Raw genomic sequence first — 17,264 nt, forward strand, 5'->3', positions numbered from 1 at the left:
TAGGTAAATTTTTGCAAAATAATTAAATTAAAATATGCTCCAAAATAACACGAATTAATATATTATTTTAAAATCGAGGTACATTATCGTGATAAAATACCCTGCTTTATCTAAATCAACATTTAGCTTAGGTATTTATTTTTTAAAATTCGATAAAGTTAAAATGACTTTATTGACTGTAATTTGTATTTTACTCGGTATGATTCCGGCGATTGATAGTATATTACTTCAGAAAATCATTGATTTAATAGAATCTTTCAGCGATGAGAACTCTAATAATCTTTTATCTTCCATGATTTACTGGGCAGTATTTTATGCTCTTTGGTGGAAGAGTATTAATATAGCATATCGTTCATATGATTATTTGTATCTCAAGACTATGCCCGTAATAAAAGGGAAAATACTAAATGAACTTTATAATTATACCCAATATCATAGCCATAAATTCTTTCAGGATAATCTAGCAGGACATATTAGCAATCGTATTACCGAAACTGCAAGATCGTTTGAGATGATTATTTCAATATTCGGTGAAAAAATTCTTCGTAAACTCGCTATTATTGTATTTGCATTAATTGCTTTATATTCGGTACATTACGTTTTTGCTACGATATTTATTTTATGGATTACGGTTTTTTTAGGACTTAGTGTTCTTTTCTCGGATAAAATCAATAAATATTCATTAAATTATGCTAGAAGCCAATCTTTTGTTGCCGGTAGTATCGTAGATGCAATTAGCAACATTAATGCGGTTAGAATGTTTACAGCCCATAAATTTGAACGTCAACATCTAGAAACAAGAGTAGAAAATGCCGTAGCCGATGAGCAGACTATGCAATTCTTTATGTTCAAATTGCGTTATGCTCTTGGGACTTCTTGTTCAATAATGATTTTTATAATGATTTATTATTTATCTAAACTTCGTAGCGAATTATCTATAAGCATAGGTGATTGCGTATTAGTGCTAACATTATGTATAAATGTAGCAGACGATATTTGGGATTTAACACAAGAAATCGGTGATATGTTCGAGCAGGTCGGGGCATTTAATCAAGGCTTATCTTTAATGGCACCGCATATTATAACTGATATTGAAAACGCTACTCCATTAGATATCAAAGAAGGGGTTATTGAATTTAGAAATGTTACATTTAATTATCATCATAATAACAATCTATTTTATAATAAATCGGTATTAATACCGAGTAAACAAAAAGTAGGACTAGTTGGATTTTCAGGTTCAGGGAAAACCACTTTTATTAGTTTACTCACTAGGTTACATGATATAGAAGAAGGAATGATTTTAATAGATAATCAAAATATTAAAAACGTAACTCAAGATTCCTTAAGAAAAGCCATTAGCCTTATACCTCAAGAACCGGTGCTTTTTCATCGTACCATTTTGGACAATATCAGATACGGGAAAAAAGAAGCTACTCTTGAGGAGGTTATAGAAGCAGCAAAAGCTGCACATATTCATGATGTTATCGATAATCTACCGGACGGTTACGATACTATGTGCGGTGAACGGGGGAATAACTTATCAGGCGGTCAGCGTCAAAGAATTATCATAGCAAGAGCCATCTTAAAAAATGCTCCTATTTTAATTCTCGATGAAGCAACAAGTAGCTTAGATAGCGAGACGGAAAGCCTGATTCAAGAGTCAATGGATTATTTAATGCAAAATAAAACCGTGATAGTCATTGCCCACAGATTATCTACTTTACTCAATATGGATAGAATTTTAGTTTTTGAAAAGGGAAGTATAATCGATGACGGTAGCCATGCAGAATTACTAAAAAATAGTAAGCTATATCAAAAATTATGGGACTCTCAAGTTAAAGGGTTAATAGTGTGAGGAGGTATTACCCATGTATTATGTCATTCCTGCGAAAGCAGGAATGACATAATACCAGCCTCAACCTTTAAACTAAATCATTATGAGCCACTATTGCTCCTATTGCTTCAACTTGAAGTAGTCTGCACTCTGTCATCGCTTTTATTGCACTCTCAAGTAATTTTATCTTATCTGTAGCGTTACTATCAATAATATCTTCAATTTTTAAAATGTATAAAAACTCTAAAGGCGGTATCAATTTAGCTATCTTTTCTCCTAATTCTATTAATGGTTGTTTTATAGAATCATCCGAATCCAAACTCATTTGATTTGAAAATTTATATAGTTCTAATAGGCTTTTAATATACTCATCCTTAGAAACATCTTTTACAACCGGTAATATTGCTACTTTCCATTGAACAAATGCAGCTAAATCTTTCTTGTCAATAGCCTTAATTTTCTTGTAATCATTCTTACGAAATACGGATTCAAGCGTTAAAAGAGCTTTCAGAGGTTCATAAATTGCTTCCTTGTCACGGACCATTTGACCGTCAGGATCGAGTATATCCGGATTAGCACCATATTGTAAAAATACTTTTACCATATCTATACTCTGCTTCCTATCATTAAGCTCTCTAGTTAGGTCTACTAAACTTTTAAATGCGTTTTTTTCACAACGGATAAATTCCATATTAGCACCATAAGCGAGCAATTTAGTTACCATGGCTATATTTAGGTGTAGGAACGTACATATTTCTAAATAAGTCATATTGTCACCTGTTACGTAATTAGGATCCACACCATTTTCAATTAGAAATGCTGCCATATCAAAATGTTGAGCTGTTAGGGCAGTGTGAAAAACGGTCATACCGCTGTTGTGGTCAAGGATTATATTTGCACCTTTTGCAAGTAGAAGCCTTACTATCCCTTTCTGATTATTATGACACGCAAAATATAAAAAAGATTTAGCCTCACCTTCCAATGTATATACTTCTGTATTTGGATCAATATTTAAAGCGGTTAACATACTATCAACTAAATCATAATTACCTTGACAAATTGCTTTAACTATAGCAGTGTCAGGAGATCTTGCTATTTTATCTACAGTGCAGTATGCCATATTGTACACACTAGAAATATTTGTATTTGGATCTTCAATCAAAGCTTTGAATTCTTTGACAAAACTTTCTCTAAAAAATTCATATCTTTTTATTTTATATATATTATTAAATCCCATATTTTGCTGTTCTTCTATATCTTTACTGCTTAATATCTCATGAAATTTATTTCTAATTATATAATCGGTTATCATAGTATTTCCCGTAATGATTCAATTGATAGTATTTTGTATCGTACAGAAAAAAATCATTTTATCAACAAATAGTTGATTTATTAGTAAGCAATCAATAAACTAAAATATTATATTAAATATTGTCATATGCTGTTACAATCACTTTTTTAGCCACTAATATTTAAACAATGAAACTATCTGATTTTGACTTTGATTTACCAAACGAACTGATCGCACAATATCCATCTAGTGAACGTGATAACTCAGATTTACTAATTGCTGTTACGCCGCCTATTAAAACCAAATTCTACAACATAATAGATTACTTAAAAGAAGGGGACTTATTAGTCTTTAATAATAGTAAGGTAATAAAAGCAAAGTTAAATTTGGGGAAAAATATTACAATAAATTTGAATCAAAAATTATCAGATGATAGTTGGTTGGCTTTTGCTAAACCAGCTCGAAAGCTTCATGTAAATGATGAATTTTATTTTGATAATCATAAGGTAATTATTACCGAAAAACTTGCAATGGGTGAGATTAAAGTAAAATTTGAGCTTAATGATATTTCTGTATTCGAGTTCTTAAATAAATACGGTGAGATGCCGCTACCGGTTTATATTAGGCGTTCACACTCATTATGTCATCCCGTGGCTACAACCACAGGATCCAAAAAATATTTAAATAATGACTGGATACCGTGGTCAAACCACGGTATGACAAACACTCAAAACGACAACAACCGCTATCAAACTGTCTATAGCCAAATAGAAGGTTCAGTTGCAGCACCGACGGCAGGCTTGCATTTTACAAAGGATATACTTGATAAGCTTAAGGCAGAAGGCATACAAACTACATTTTTAACATTACATGTGGGAGCTGGAACTTTTTTACCTGTAAAAACCGAAAATATTCATGAACATAAAATGCATACCGAATATTGCTCTATTACTCCTGATACTGCTGAAATCATCAATAAAGCAAAGCAAGAAGGGAAACGTATTATCGCAGTCGGCACTACAACACTTAGAACACTTGAGAGTTCTTGCAATAACGGCATCGTAAAAGCAGGTAGCTTTGAAACCGATATTTTCATAACCCCAGGTTTTAAATTTCAAACAGCCGATATGCTACTTACTAATTTCCATTTTCCTAAATCTACTTTATTTATGCTTATATGTGCTTTTGCCGGATTTAAAGAGATGCATGAATTATATAAATATGCTATAAAAGAAGCAATGCGTTTTTTTAGCTACGGCGATGCAACGCTTTTATGTAGGAAATGATAATCACAACCGTCATTGCGAGCGACTAAAAGGAGCGTGGCAATCTAGCAAAAATAACAAAAAAATGCTAAAGGTTAGCATTTTTCACTGGATCCCGTGGTCAAACCACGGGATGACGGAGGTGAAATTGATCCACGCAACAAAGCATTCCTGCTTTTAGCTAGGAACGACATTTTAGAAAAAACCTATAACAAACTAGATAAAAAATATTTTGGATGATTAAATCCTCTACTTCATTAATACGAGATTCAAAACAAACTGCTTTACGAGAAGAATTAAAACAGCTGGCAGCAGCACTTAATAAGCCTAAAAGTTTATTCAAATTCTTTAATCAAAACAATTTAAAAAGCGGAATTTATTTATATGGTCCGGTGGGCAGCGGTAAAACTATGCTTATGAATTCTTTTTTTGAAGAATTAACCACACCTAAAATAATAATACATTATCAGAACTTTATGCAGGAAATTCATAAATCTATGCATAAATTACAAACAGCAAATCAGAAAGATATCATCCCTAAAATTGCTAAAAACTATGCTAAACAAACTACAGTGTTATGTATAGATGAATTTGAAATTAAAGATATTACTGATGCAGTGATAATCGGTAGATTATTTAATGAATTAATAAAGCAAAATATTTTTATTTTTATAACTTCTAACACGAGTCCCAATAATCTGTACAAAGACGGATTACAACGAGAATCTTTCTTACCTTTTATAAAGATAATCAATAATACATTTTATGTTAAATATCTAGATAATCACCATGATTATCGATTTGATAAAGCGTTAGGAGTTAAAGAGGCAAGAATAATTTATCCTTTAACTTTAGAAAACCAAAACAAACTTGAAAAAATTATCACGGATATTAGTGATAATAATCTTGCTCCTCAAAATATACAGGTTCTAGGTAGAGAAATATCCTTTCAAAAAGTGCATAAAAGAATATTAGTAACAGATTATAATGAATTATTTACAAGAGACTTAAGCTATATTGATTATGTTAATGTTTGCCAAAATTTCAACGTTATTATAGTGGGGAACGTTCATACTATCGATGCTAACGATACAAATACAGCCGTTAGATTTATCAACTTTATCGATAATGCCTATTTCTATAAAATACTCTTATTTATGAGCCTAGAAGATAACCCAAATAAAATATATCAAGGTTCAGCACAAGCCGCAGAATTTAAACGCACTATTTCAAGACTAAATGAAATGAATAGCGAATCTTATTTATTAAATAATGATTTTAAGAATTAACTTCCTTAAGAGGTTGAAATGAATAATATAGTAAATCACCTTAAATTAAGTACGATTTCTATTTTATCTTTTAATTTTTTAAAAATATATCTTATACCGTAAATGGGTCAGCATTAACAGTATTTGCCATATTCTTAAAAAAATAAAATATTTCTTATAAATCTCATCTAATTTAAGGTGATTTACTATATTCTTTCAAAAATCTTATCAATTTTCGCTAAAAAAGCTCTTTAATTACTAATTAAAATTTATTTACAGATGACCTCTAAGAAACTTAATAAATTCATCAATATTGATCTTTATATCGTCTTCTAAATGCTCTTCTGTTGTCTGATCTACATAAAAAGGATAATAATCGCATGACATATAATTTGCCATTCTTTTATAAAAACTTCTAGAGGGAGTTGTACCGTGATCAATCTCTACTACTTTGCATTCTGGAGCCGCAAAAATAAAGTTAGCAAACCTGATCCATGCGATCCAACTATTATTTTTGCTTTATTAAAAAGCTGGACCTGTTCATACGGGGAGGATAGCTCTAGATATATTACTTTAAAACTGAATCTCTCAATTTTTTCTATTAATTCCTCTTCATTAACTATTTTTCGGGTAGAAGCGTATTTACGAGAAATATATATTTTATCGTATGCTTTACTATTATCTTTAATAAAAATATTTCTTAAATCTTTTTTGAACCATAAAGGCAAAGGCGTACCTTTTACCGGAATAAACGGTACAGATGGAACAATTAGTCTAGTAGCTTGAATTATACAGTCACTATTTACTACAAAAAGCTTATCTTCCGGTATATTTAAATAATTTAATACTATTTCTAATGACTTAATTTGCCATGAATATTTTAAATTATTAATATAGATACGATCATATTCAAGAGCTGATTCTTTTAATATAATTAATCTATGCAAAATTTGTAGCAGCCAATGATACCAATTTTCAGAATCAGAGATGAAATTACTGCTAATTTTCCATTAAAATATAAAGGATTTTCAGTATTAATATCTCATTTTTTTAATAAACGATGTTGATCACCTAAGCTTGTTTGAGTATCTTGTAGAATATAACCTTCTTGAGTTAAAATTCCACCTTCATTAATTACTGTGCCGTTTAGTAATTCTAAAATAAATTGACCAGTATTTTTTTCTTTAAATAGCTTTTTAATTTCTATATTAGATTTTAGCGATTCTATGGAAATAAATTGATGTTCATTCCTTAATGCGTAAGCATTACTAATATAGAGAAAGGTAAAAATTATGAATATAAAATATCTCATAAAGAGAAAGAAAGATAATTAAAAATTTGCATTGCAAGCTTGGCAGCGACTTACTCTCCCATGCCTTATGACATAGTACCATTAGCGCTATGAGGTTTCACGTTCGAGTTCGGGATGGGATCGTGTGTTTCACTCATGCTATAACCACCAAGCTAGCAATACAAACTTTTAAAAAGATAGATTTGTATTATAGTTTGCTGTTAATGTTGCTGCACGACTCAAAAAAATTCTTAACATCATATCTTAACTTTTACTACGATACTCAGCAAAATAATTTGCGCTGGATATCGTGGCAAGGCTACAGTATAATATTAGTTATGCAATAACATTTTTATTAGTTGATAAAAGCTATTTAACCTGATAACTTTGTGAGTAGATACTACACTCTTATAGCATTAACACTATATGCATATGTAATCTCACAGCAAAGTAAATCAATCGAGCTATTAGTATCGGTTAGCTACACACATTACTGTGCTTCCACACCCGACCTATCAACGTGGTGGTCTTCCACGGCTCTAATGGGGAAGTCTAGTTTTGAGGTGGGTTTCCTGCTTAGATGCATTCAGCAGTTATCCCTTCCGTACTTAGCTACCCAGCTGTGCCGTTGGCACGACAACTGGTCCACCAGGGGTACGTCCACCTCGGTCCTCTCGTACTAAAGGCAGATCCTCTCAAACTTCCTACACCCACGGCAGATAGGGACCGAACTGTCTCACGACGTTCTAAACCCAGCTCACGTACCACTTTAATCGGCGAACAGCCGAACCCTTGGGACCTTCTCCAGCCCCAGGATGTGATGAGCCGACATCGAGGTGCCAAACGATTTCGTCGCTATGGACGCTTGGAAATCATCAGCCTGTTATCCCCGGAGTACCTTTTATTCGTTGAGCGATGGCCCTTCCACTCGGGACCACCGGATCACTATGACCGACTTTCGTCTCTGCTCGTCTTGTCAGACTTGCAGTCAGGCTAGCTTATGCCATTGCACTCTAAAAGTTGATTTCCGACCAACCTGAGCTAACCATCGCGCGCCTCCGTTACTCTTTGGGAGGCGACCGCCCCAGTCAAACTACCCACCATGCATTGTCTCGGATCCTGATTCAAGGATCTCGGTTAGATGTCAAGAACCAAAAGGGTGGTATCTCAAGGGTGACTCTACAAAGGCTGACGCCTTCGCTTCGTAGTCTCCCACCTATCCTGCACATCTGATTCCTAACACCAGTGCAAAGCTATAGTAAAGGTTCACGGGGTCTTTCCGTCTGACCGCGGGAACTCCGCATCTTCACGGAGAATTCAATTTCGCTGAGTCGATACTGGAGACAGTGGGGAAATCGTTACGCCATTCGTGCGGGTCGGAACTTACCCGACAAGGAATTTCGCTACCTTAGGACCGTCATAGTTACGGCCGCCGTTCACTGGGACTTCAATTCAGAGCTTGCACCCCTCCTTTTAATCTTCCAGCACTGGGCAGGCGTCAGACCCTATACGTCGTCTATTGACTTTGCAGAGCCCTATGTTTTTAATAAACAGTCGCTACCCCCTAGTTTGTGCCACCTGCACATGGTTGCCCATATACAGGTCATCTTTCTTCCGAAGTTACAGATGCAATTTGCCTAGTTCCTTCAGCATCGTTCTCTCAAGCGCCTTGGTATACTCTACCTGTCCACCTGTGTCGGTTTCGGGTACGGACTATAATGAAGGTGTTATTTCCTGGAAAATATTCACCGCACAATCAATCCAATAAGACTGTACAATTTACTATTTTCGTCACATCCTTCAGGTTCAGGAATATTAACCTGATTCCCATCGATTACGCCTTTCAGCCTCATCTTAGGGGCCGACTAACCTTGCGCAGATTAACTTTACGCAAGAACCCTTGGACTTTCGGCGAGAATGTTTCTCACATTCTTTATCGCTACTTATGTCAGCATTCTCACTTCCGATACCTCCAGCAAACCTTACGGTTCACCTTCGCAGGCTTACGGAACGCTCCGCTACCATTTATGCCAAATGCATAAACCCGCATCTTCGGTACATGACTTGAGCCCCGTTACATTGTTGGCGCAAGAAAACTTATTTAGACTAGTGAGCTATTACGCTTTCTTTAAATGATGGCTGCTTCTAAGCCAACATCCTAGTTGTTTTGGTCTTCTCACATCCTTTAACACTTAGTCATGATTTAGGGACCTTAGATGGCGGTCTGGGCTTTTTCCCTCTCGACTATGGACCTTAGCACCCATAGTCTGTCTGCTATGCTGTACTCATCGACATTCGGAGTTTGATTGAGTTTGGTAAGTCTGTGGGACCCCCTAGCTCATTCAGTGCTCTACCTTCGATGGTAATCGCTATAACGCTCTACCTAAATAGATTTCGCGGAGAACCAGCTATATCCGAGTTTGATTGGCCTTTCACCCCTAACCACAGCTCATCCCCTACTTTTTCAACAGTAGTGGGTTCGGTCCTTCAGTGGATTTTACTCCGCTTTCAACCTGGCCATGGCTAGATCACCCGGTTTCGGGTCTAATTCATCTAACTAAACGCCCTATTCAGACTCGCTTTCGCTACGCCTACACCTAACGGCTTAAGCTTGCTAGATAAACTAAGTCGCTGACCCATTATACAAAAGGTACGCCGTCACAAGACATATTAAATACGCTTGCCCCGACTGCTTGTAAGCATTTGGTTTCAGATACTATTTCACTCCCCTTGTCGGGGTACTTTTCACCTTTCCCTCACGGTACTTGTCCACTATCGGTCACTAGAGAGTACTTAGGCTTAGAGGGTGGTCCCCCTATGTTCAAACAGGATTTCACGTGTCCCGCCTTACTCAAGGACCTCAAACTTTTTACCTATACGGGACTATCACCCTCTATGGTCAACCTTTCCATGCTGTTTTAGTTATTTTTTTGAAGCCACTGGCCTGGTCCGCGTTCGCTCGTCACTACTAACGGAGTCTCGGTTGATGTCCTTTCCTCCAGCTACTTAGATATTTCAGTTCGCTGGGTTTGCCTCATATAGCTATGTATTCACTATACAATACCTAATAAATTAGGTGGGTTTCCCTATTCGGAAATCTTCGGATCAAAGTTTATTCGCAACTCCCCGAAGCTTATCGCAGCGTATTACGTCCTTCATCGCCTTCTAGTGCCAAGGCATCCACCAAATGCTCTTATTATATTCACTTACGCTTTTAACTTGAGATTACACGATGCATACAGAATTAATTTCACAATTATTTTCAGCATCTACTCACGATATAAATTTTTATTATCGCGGTGTATTTAGTTTTTAGCTTTATCAACTTTTTAAACAGCTACAAAGTTTTACGTTTCAAACTTTGTGTGATGATTTTATATCTATATTTTTAAAGCTTGTCAAACACTAATTTCAAATAATTTTAATTTTATTTCTTATGAGAGGGCTTAAAGTTATTTTAAGCTCTTTTTAAAGTAGGCTTTGTCGGCTTTTTGTTTAGATTTGCGGTCCCTAATTTTGTATCTACCTTACCGCCTAAATCTTCAAACAAAAATCTGCCTTTTTGTAAAACATGATTTACTGCTGTTATTTTTCCTTCTCTATTTATCAAACCGCTTTGAGTTTTAACCAACAATAATTTACCGTCTTTTCTAAAGACTGAATTTTCATCAATTGTAAAATCTTTAGTTATACTTAAATTACCGTTCTTATCAAATTTACCTAAAATATTTTTCTGTAAATCAGCAAATACGGCATGAGCGTATAATTTTGAAATTTCTTTTATTTGCTTTGGATCGTTTATATGTTCGCCGGCTTTGTTAATAAAGCCGCTAATTTCATATTGAGATGTTTTACCATGTGGAGTTTTTTTCACAAGAAATTGAGTTTCCATAAGTAGCTTAGTTTGATCCTCTACTTCATCATCTACTATATTAATTACTTTCCTTTTTACAGAATAAATATCACTATTCTTTTCAAGCTTTGAGGTAAACTCCTTAACGTCTCAATTATCATTAAACCTAACTTCTTTTTTATCTTTACCCATAATTAAGACTCTTATTTTAATACTGTATCTTTTAAAATATTTGTACCACGTAAAAATTCTTCTATATTCAAAGCTTTTTTACTCTCTTGCTGAAGTTTTTTCACTCGTAATATACCGCTTCCACAAGCTATTTCCAGCTTATCGCTAATAACGGTACCGGAAGTAAAGTGATGATCCGCATTTAAATATTCTGCTTCAAGGATTTTAATTATTTTATCATTATAACTAAAATATGCTCCGGGCCAAGGATTCATGCCCCTTATTTTACAATCTATTTTATATGCGGATTCATGCCAATTAATTTTTCCTTCTTCTTTAGTTAATTTATGAGCATACGTAACGCCGTCACTTGACTGTTTTATTGGTACTATATTATCGATATTTGCAAGTGTTTTAATTAATAACTCCGCTCCGAGATTTGCACATTTGTTATGCAGTTCTTCCAATGTTGTTCTTTCTTCTAAATCAAAATCTTCTTTCATCAGTATATCACCTGTATCAAGCCCTGTATCCATACGCATAATACATACACTACTTTTCCGGTCACCCTCTATAATAGTACTCTGCAGAGGAGCCGCTCCTCTGTGACGAGGCAAATCGGATGGATGGATATTAAGACAGCCGTATTTCTTAGCTTCTAATATAGCTTTCGGCACAATAAAACCATATGCAATAACAACTATAATATCAGCATTAACTTTATTAATTAGCTTTATTATTTCATCATTACGAAGAGTAGAAGGAGTATAAACAGGCATTTGATGCTCAAATGCTAATTGATGTATTGGAGATTTAGCTAAGTTAAGTCCTCTGCCCTTAGCTTTAGGTTGCTGTGTAAAAACAGCTTTAACTTTGTGATGAGTTATAAGTTTTTTAAGAGCGGGAACAGCGAATTCAGGCGTTCCCATAAAGATTACTTTCACACTATATTATTTTTGAGTTTCTTAAGCTTACGAAGTACTACATCTCGTTTTAAATTACTTAAATAATCAATCATAAGCTTACCTTCTAAATGATCATACTCATGCTGGATAACTCTTGCAAGCCAATCATTTGCTTTAAGCTCTTGCGATTTACCATGATAGTCTAAATACCTAATCTTTATAGATTCCGGTCTTGCCACCTCAATACGTTGCTCCGGTAATGAGATACAACCTTCGTTAGCCGTAACTAGCTCTTCTGATTTTTCTATTATTTCAGGATTCACTATAAAAAGCGGATAAAAATCTTTTGGTTTTGCTACCGAATCATGATCTTTTATATCAATTACTAAAATACGTTTCAATACCCCTACTTGTACTGCTGCAAGCCCTGCACCGTCTTCATGGTACATAGTGTTAAGCATATCATCCATAAATTTTCGTGTTTGATCGGTAAACTCTAAAACCGGCTGAGATTTCTGCTTTAATCTTTCATCAGGTGCCGTTACTATCGGTAATATTGACATAATTAAATCTTAATATTTTATTTTAATATACCATAAAATCACCAAAATGTAAAGAAAGCAAACCTGCCTAATTCCGGCAATAGTTGCATAATAAACTCACCTATTTGCAATAATTTGTCGAATTAATAATATTTAGTAAAAAATAATAGTAACTATCAGATAACATGTTAATAAATAAGGCTTGCATAAAATTAAGGAGGAATAATAATGCATTGGGGTGATATTGAAGAAATTGCCGAACAACTCGAAGAACATTGTAGCGATCAGTATAATGAAAAAAAAATTTCATTATTAAAGCTAGAGAAACTGATTAGAGATTTACAGGACTTTGAAGATGGAGAGAAAAAAGTCGAAGAAGTTACATTAGAAGAAATTTTAGACAAATGGGAAGAATTACGTGAAGAAATTAGAGAAATCGATTAAGTAGCTTTTGAGTTATTTTCAGACATTTATAAATTAACTTTATAAAAATACATTATAATCAATAAAAATATAGCAACTGCCTGAAAAAAAACTCTTAAAGTCATTAACTTTGAACTAAATTTCTTATCAAACTTTCCTCCGATAGCCATCAGCACTACCCCTATAATAAGAACCGCAACGGTTAAACCAATCGCAATTAATAACCACAGCATAATTTATTACCAAAATATCACTTTCCACACAACGATTATATGCTTTTTCTCTTTTAAATCAATTATCTAATATTTGAGATTTGGTTAAAAAATTCACTAATTCTTCGTAAAAAATAATAATTCAAGGAACACAAATATCTAATTTATCAAATATAGATAATTCAACAATTACTTTAAACGAAAAAGAGATATTAGGCTCTTGCGTTCTTATTAATTTTTGCTCAAAAATATCTAAAAATACAAATAATTTAATTTTCTGCACGCAAGAACCTAGAGTATTTTGAGAAACCTTGTCTCTATTGCTAAAATATTTATTAACGCTCACGGTGGAACATGACTTGCTCCATGCAAATTTGCTTAAATTAAGCTTTCTGAGTTACACTATATATATTATCTATCAGTTTAACAAAAGCACCATTTCCTAAAACATTAGCACAAGTGATCACAGGATCAAATAAGATATAAAGAGCTGTAATCAGAGACATCATATTAGTATTAAAACCTAGATATTGTTCAAGTATAGGGGGCATTACAATAATTCCGCCACCTGGTATAGCCGCTACTGAAAATAGTGCCAATACAAAATAAAAAGTAAAAATAAAATAAGCAAGAAAGATATAACCAAACTGAGCAAATGCGATCGTCACAAAAATGAACATATAATCTTTAATAATTATATCTAATACTTCATCAAACTGCAGTTTTACGATAAAGCCCATTATAAATAAGGGAATTATATAGATAAACAATCGCAATATTTTTGCAACAAATGCTTCTAGCTTACAAGCCAATCCAATTGCAACTTCAGCATACAATTTTGAGGAAATAAAGCCTAAGATAATACTACTAAATACGATTTTATCATTAGAAATAATATTAGGAAAATTAAGCAACCATAAAGGCTTTAAGCTATCATTTTCTATAGGAGAGATTATTGATAAATCGAATTGATATATGTATATACCTACATAATGACTTATGAAGGTAGAACAAAAATTAGACCCACATACTAGTAATAATATTAAGAAAACTATACGTGTTGCATCTTTGGCTAGCATTACAACAGATTTAAAAAGTAAGCCAAAAATAATTAAAGGCAGAAATAATCCAATTATAGATTTAATAGATAGACTTATTGAATACAATAACCTTTGTACTTCTAAACTCATTAGTGGGTTTAACAATATGATAGCTATGATAATAGCCATTAAAATAAGTGGCATTTTACGCAACACAAAACTTACCTAATAATAATTAGTTAATTTAAATATATGGATATAATTAAAAGAAAGATATAGAGATATTGTTACCGGCTTAGACCGATTGTAGTAGTAAAAAAAGACTGGAAAGTTAATATTTGCATATTCATAAATTCAATATACAGTTATTATAGAGAGAAAAATTAGTGTTGCAATACTTTTCTAGAAGTTCTTTGGGGGTATTGTTAACTAAAAGCAGATCAATTAATAAATTAACGTCATTGCGAGGAAAATTACAAAGTAATTTGTACGTCCGCAATCTCAGGAGTTTTATTATTTCATGAGATTGCCACGTAGCCTATGGCTGCTCGCAAGGCATTGTTGCGTGAAGCAATTTCACCTCTGTCATCCTGTGGCTTGACCACGGGGTGACACAGTGGGTTTCACCGGTCCATGCAACAATACCTCCTCGCAATGACGACTTAGGTATCTACGCAAAATGCTTTCGCAAGAATGACATCGAGAACTTTTTAAGAGCTATGCGGGAATAACAACTCCTCAGCCCTTACACCTCTTCAGATTGCTCTAATCCCTCTTCCTCTAACTCACTATCTTCTTCACTTTCAGAAGTTTCAGCAATTAAAGAGACAGACACGACTTTTTCACCATCATCTAGCTTAAATAGGATTACGCCGCTAGTGTTACGTCCCGTAATACGTACTGACTCAAGTTTACAGCGAATTAACTTACCGCTATTGGTAATCAGCATTAACTCATCATCCATTTTAACCGGCATAACACCGACGACTAAACCAGTTTTGTCGTTAATATCCATATTGATTATACCGCTGCCGCCACGGTCAGTAATTCTATAGCCATAAGCTGAGCTTCTCTTACCAAAACCGTTCTCAGTTACGGTTAAAATGAATTCTTCGGAATTTGCCATTTCTAAAATAGCCGGGGCGGTTAAGCTTACGCCAAGTTCTTCAGGATTAAACGCCTCACCTTTAGCAATCTCTAATCTCTGCTCCCACGGCACGGATAAATAAGCATCTCTATCCTCTTTTGTACTACTAATACCTTTAAGCACAGTCATAGAAATTACGGAATCCTCTTTGGCAAGCTTCATACCTCGTACCCCATCGGAAGTACGGCTCTTAATAACACGCAGCGATTCAACAGGGAATCTTAAAGCTTTACCGGCTTTGGTAGCAAGTAAAATATGCTCGTCTTCTTTACATGGTTTTACGTCTATTAATTTATCGTCCTCATCAAGCCTAATAGCAATTTTACCGTTCGACTGAAGCTTTTTGAAATCTAATAAATCGCTTCTTCTGATATTACCCTTGGCAGTTGCGAACATAATGTTTAAATTATCCCTCTCATCCTGATTTTCAGGTAGCGGCACAATATTCGTAATATGCTCATTTGCTTTCAACGGTAATATATTAACCATCGGTCTACCCTTACCCTGCGGATTACTTAAAGGCAGTTTATACAGTTTTAAACTATAAACCTGACCGATATTTGAGAAGAACAACATAGGAGTATGGGTACTACCAACAAAAACTTGCGTGGTAATATCTTCATCACGCATTGAAAGCCCTGATCTTCCTTTACCGCCACGTTTTTGCGCACGATAGCTACTTAGAGGTACACGCTTGATATACCCGCCAAGCGTTACGGTTACAACCATTTCTTCACGCTGAATTAAATCTTCTATATCTTGATCAAATTCGCCGGACTCAATTGAAGTAAGACGAGGAGTCGCAAATTCTTCTTTAACTTTAATGAGCTCTTCCTTTAAAATTTCAAGTAACCTTGTACGAGAGCCGAGTATATGAAGATATTCGGTGATTTCCGTAGTGAGGTTCTTTAAATCCTCTTCAAGCTTGTTTTTCTCCATAGCGGTCAGGCGTTGCAATCTCATTTCTAAGATTGCCTTAGCTTGCACTTCGGTAAAGTTACATTTACCCTGCTCGTTTAACATTGCTTTATCATCAACCAACTTTACAAGAGGTAGGATATTTAATGCTTCCCACTGACGAACCATTAATTCTTGTTTAGCTGCATTCGGGTTATTTGAAGCTTTAATAATACGTATTATTTCATCGATATTACTAACGGCAATAGTTAGTCCTAGTAAAATATGAGCTCTATCTCTTGCTTTATTGAGTAAATATATAGTACGGTTAGTAATTACTACTTCCCTAAAACTAACGAAAGCTGCAATTACTTCTTTCAAATTCATCACTTTCGGTAGCCCGTCTTTAAGAGCAAGCATAATAACACCGAAGCTAGTTTGTAGCTGCGTACATACGTATATTTGATTTAAGACTACTTCAGCAACTATGTCTTTCTTTAACTCAATAAAAATCCTTACACCGTTTTTATTCGATTCATCACGTAAATCACTTATACCTTCTATACGCTTTTCCTTAACCATTTCAGCGATTTTCTCAACGAGCCTTGCCTTATTTACCATATACGGTATTTCGGTAATAATAATTGCTTGACGGCTATTACCGATATTCTCAATCTCGGCTCGACCTCGCATAATGATACTACCTCTACCAGTAAGATATGCCGATCTAATACCGCTAATGCCTAAAATCATTGAACCTGTAGGAAAATCCGGTCCTTTAACGACTTCAAGTAAATCTAATATTCCTATATCGTTATTATCTATATATAAACAGCACGCATCGATAACCTCACCAAGATTATGAGGCGGGATATTAGTTGCCATACCGACCGCAATGCCTCCGCTACCGTTCACCAATAAATTGGGAAACATTGCAGGAAGTACAGAAGGCTCTTCTTCAGAACCATCGTAATTAGGGTTAAAGCTGACAGTCTCTTTATCGATATCCTCTACGAGCCTATGCGAAACTTTGGCCATTCGAGATAGTGAGTTAGAGGAAGAGGGATTAGAGCAATCTGAAGAGGTGTAAGGGCTGAGGAGTTGTTATTCCCGCATAGCTCT

At 34.6% G+C, this 17,264-nt stretch carries 15 protein-coding genes, 2 rRNA genes and 1 pseudogene; 5 read left to right on the forward strand and 13 right to left on the reverse strand.

What is annotated here, in order from left to right; translation table 11 throughout:
- The first annotated feature begins 88 nt into the window (after positions 1 to 88).
- The gene (locus O6R16_RS04070; protein WP_499680123.1) at positions 89 to 1,858 is read left to right on the forward strand and encodes an ABC transporter ATP-binding protein; all 1,770 of its coding nucleotides are present in this window, start codon (positions 89 to 91) and stop codon (positions 1,856 to 1,858) included.
- A 67-nt stretch (positions 1,859 to 1,925) separates the two neighbouring features.
- On the opposite strand, the gene O6R16_RS04075 is transcribed toward O6R16_RS04070, so the two are convergent.
- A complete protein-coding gene (locus O6R16_RS04075) occupies positions 1,926 to 3,149 on the reverse strand; it encodes an ankyrin repeat domain-containing protein (RefSeq protein WP_499680124.1) in 1,224 nt (407 codons plus the stop codon).
- A 167-nt stretch (positions 3,150 to 3,316) separates the two neighbouring features.
- Between O6R16_RS04075 and queA the strand changes: the two genes are divergently transcribed.
- Positions 3,317 to 4,414 carry a tRNA preQ1(34) S-adenosylmethionine ribosyltransferase-isomerase QueA gene (gene queA / locus O6R16_RS04080; RefSeq protein WP_499680125.1) on the forward strand — a complete coding sequence of 366 codons (1,098 nt, stop codon included), beginning with the start codon at positions 3,317 to 3,319 and terminating at the stop codon, positions 4,412 to 4,414.
- 215 nt (positions 4,415 to 4,629) lie between these two features.
- The gene (zapE, locus tag O6R16_RS04085) at positions 4,630 to 5,682 is read left to right on the forward strand and encodes a cell division protein ZapE (protein ID WP_499680126.1); all 1,053 of its coding nucleotides are present in this window, start codon (positions 4,630 to 4,632) and stop codon (positions 5,680 to 5,682) included.
- 252 nt (positions 5,683 to 5,934) lie between these two features.
- Here the strand turns inward: zapE and O6R16_RS04090 are convergent, their stop codons facing one another.
- The 8 genes from O6R16_RS04090 to def all read right to left on the reverse strand — a co-directional run bounded on the left by O6R16_RS04090 (position 5,935) and on the right by def (position 12,444).
- On the reverse strand, positions 5,935 to 6,060 hold the full coding sequence (locus O6R16_RS04090; RefSeq protein ID WP_499680127.1) for a hypothetical protein: 126 nt from the start codon (positions 6,058 to 6,060) through the stop codon (positions 5,935 to 5,937).
- A gap of 47 nt (positions 6,061 to 6,107) precedes the next feature.
- Positions 6,108 to 6,608 carry a glycosyltransferase family 61 protein gene (locus tag O6R16_RS04095; RefSeq protein WP_499680128.1) on the reverse strand — a complete coding sequence of 167 codons (501 nt, stop codon included), beginning with the start codon at positions 6,606 to 6,608 and terminating at the stop codon, positions 6,108 to 6,110.
- 95 nt (positions 6,609 to 6,703) lie between these two features.
- Complete coding sequence (locus O6R16_RS04100) at positions 6,704 to 6,973, reverse strand: hypothetical protein (RefSeq protein ID WP_499680129.1); 270 nt, start codon at positions 6,971 to 6,973, stop codon at positions 6,704 to 6,706.
- 37 nt (positions 6,974 to 7,010) lie between these two features.
- Positions 7,011 to 7,125, reverse strand: a 5S ribosomal RNA gene (gene rrf, locus O6R16_RS04105).
- A gap of 274 nt (positions 7,126 to 7,399) precedes the next feature.
- Positions 7,400 to 10,159, reverse strand: a 23S ribosomal RNA gene (locus O6R16_RS04110).
- A 250-nt stretch (positions 10,160 to 10,409) separates the two neighbouring features.
- Positions 10,410 to 10,826 carry a hypothetical protein gene (locus tag O6R16_RS04115; protein ID WP_499680136.1) on the reverse strand — a complete coding sequence of 139 codons (417 nt, stop codon included), beginning with the start codon at positions 10,824 to 10,826 and terminating at the stop codon, positions 10,410 to 10,412.
- Positions 10,827 to 11,008: 182 nt separating this feature from the next.
- Complete coding sequence (gene fmt / locus O6R16_RS04120; protein ID WP_499680130.1) at positions 11,009 to 11,920, reverse strand: methionyl-tRNA formyltransferase; 912 nt, start codon at positions 11,918 to 11,920, stop codon at positions 11,009 to 11,011.
- Positions 11,917 to 12,444 (reverse strand): peptide deformylase, encoded by a 528-nt coding sequence (gene def, locus O6R16_RS04125; protein WP_499680131.1) that lies wholly within the window; start codon positions 12,442 to 12,444, stop codon positions 11,917 to 11,919. Before def ends, fmt begins: the two co-directional genes overlap by 4 nt.
- 207 nt (positions 12,445 to 12,651) lie before the next feature.
- On the opposite strand from def, the gene iscX reads away from it, so the two are divergent.
- The gene (gene iscX, locus O6R16_RS04130; RefSeq protein WP_499680132.1) at positions 12,652 to 12,867 is read left to right on the forward strand and encodes a Fe-S cluster assembly protein IscX; all 216 of its coding nucleotides are present in this window, start codon (positions 12,652 to 12,654) and stop codon (positions 12,865 to 12,867) included.
- A gap of 26 nt (positions 12,868 to 12,893) precedes the next feature.
- Here the strand turns inward: iscX and O6R16_RS04135 are convergent, their stop codons facing one another.
- The 3 genes from O6R16_RS04135 to O6R16_RS04145 all read right to left on the reverse strand — a co-directional run bounded on the left by O6R16_RS04135 (position 12,894) and on the right by O6R16_RS04145 (position 13,738).
- Complete coding sequence (locus O6R16_RS04135; RefSeq protein ID WP_499680133.1) at positions 12,894 to 13,079, reverse strand: twin transmembrane helix small protein; 186 nt, start codon at positions 13,077 to 13,079, stop codon at positions 12,894 to 12,896.
- Between the two features lie 121 nt (positions 13,080 to 13,200).
- Complete coding sequence (locus tag O6R16_RS04140; RefSeq protein ID WP_499680137.1) at positions 13,201 to 13,341, reverse strand: peptide deformylase; 141 nt, start codon at positions 13,339 to 13,341, stop codon at positions 13,201 to 13,203.
- A gap of 100 nt (positions 13,342 to 13,441) precedes the next feature.
- Entirely contained in the window at positions 13,442 to 13,738 is a 297-nt protein-coding gene (locus O6R16_RS04145) for a cation:dicarboxylate symporter family transporter (protein ID WP_499680138.1), read from the reverse strand.
- Positions 13,739 to 14,057: 319 nt separating this feature from the next.
- On the opposite strand from O6R16_RS04145, the gene O6R16_RS04150 reads away from it, so the two are divergent.
- Complete coding sequence (locus O6R16_RS04150) at positions 14,058 to 14,327, forward strand: hypothetical protein (protein ID WP_499680134.1); 270 nt, start codon at positions 14,058 to 14,060, stop codon at positions 14,325 to 14,327.
- 516 nt (positions 14,328 to 14,843) lie between these two features.
- Here O6R16_RS04150 and gyrA read toward each other — a convergent pair.
- Positions 14,844 to 17,186 (reverse strand): annotated as a pseudogene (gene gyrA / locus O6R16_RS04155) (DNA topoisomerase (ATP-hydrolyzing) subunit A); the annotation flags it as partial.
- Between the last annotated feature and the right edge of the window lie 78 nt (positions 17,187 to 17,264).

Source organism: Candidatus Rickettsia tasmaniensis, from assembly GCF_036857515.1.
In the GTDB taxonomy this organism is placed as follows: Bacteria; Pseudomonadota; Alphaproteobacteria; order Rickettsiales; family Rickettsiaceae; genus Rickettsia; species Rickettsia rickettsii.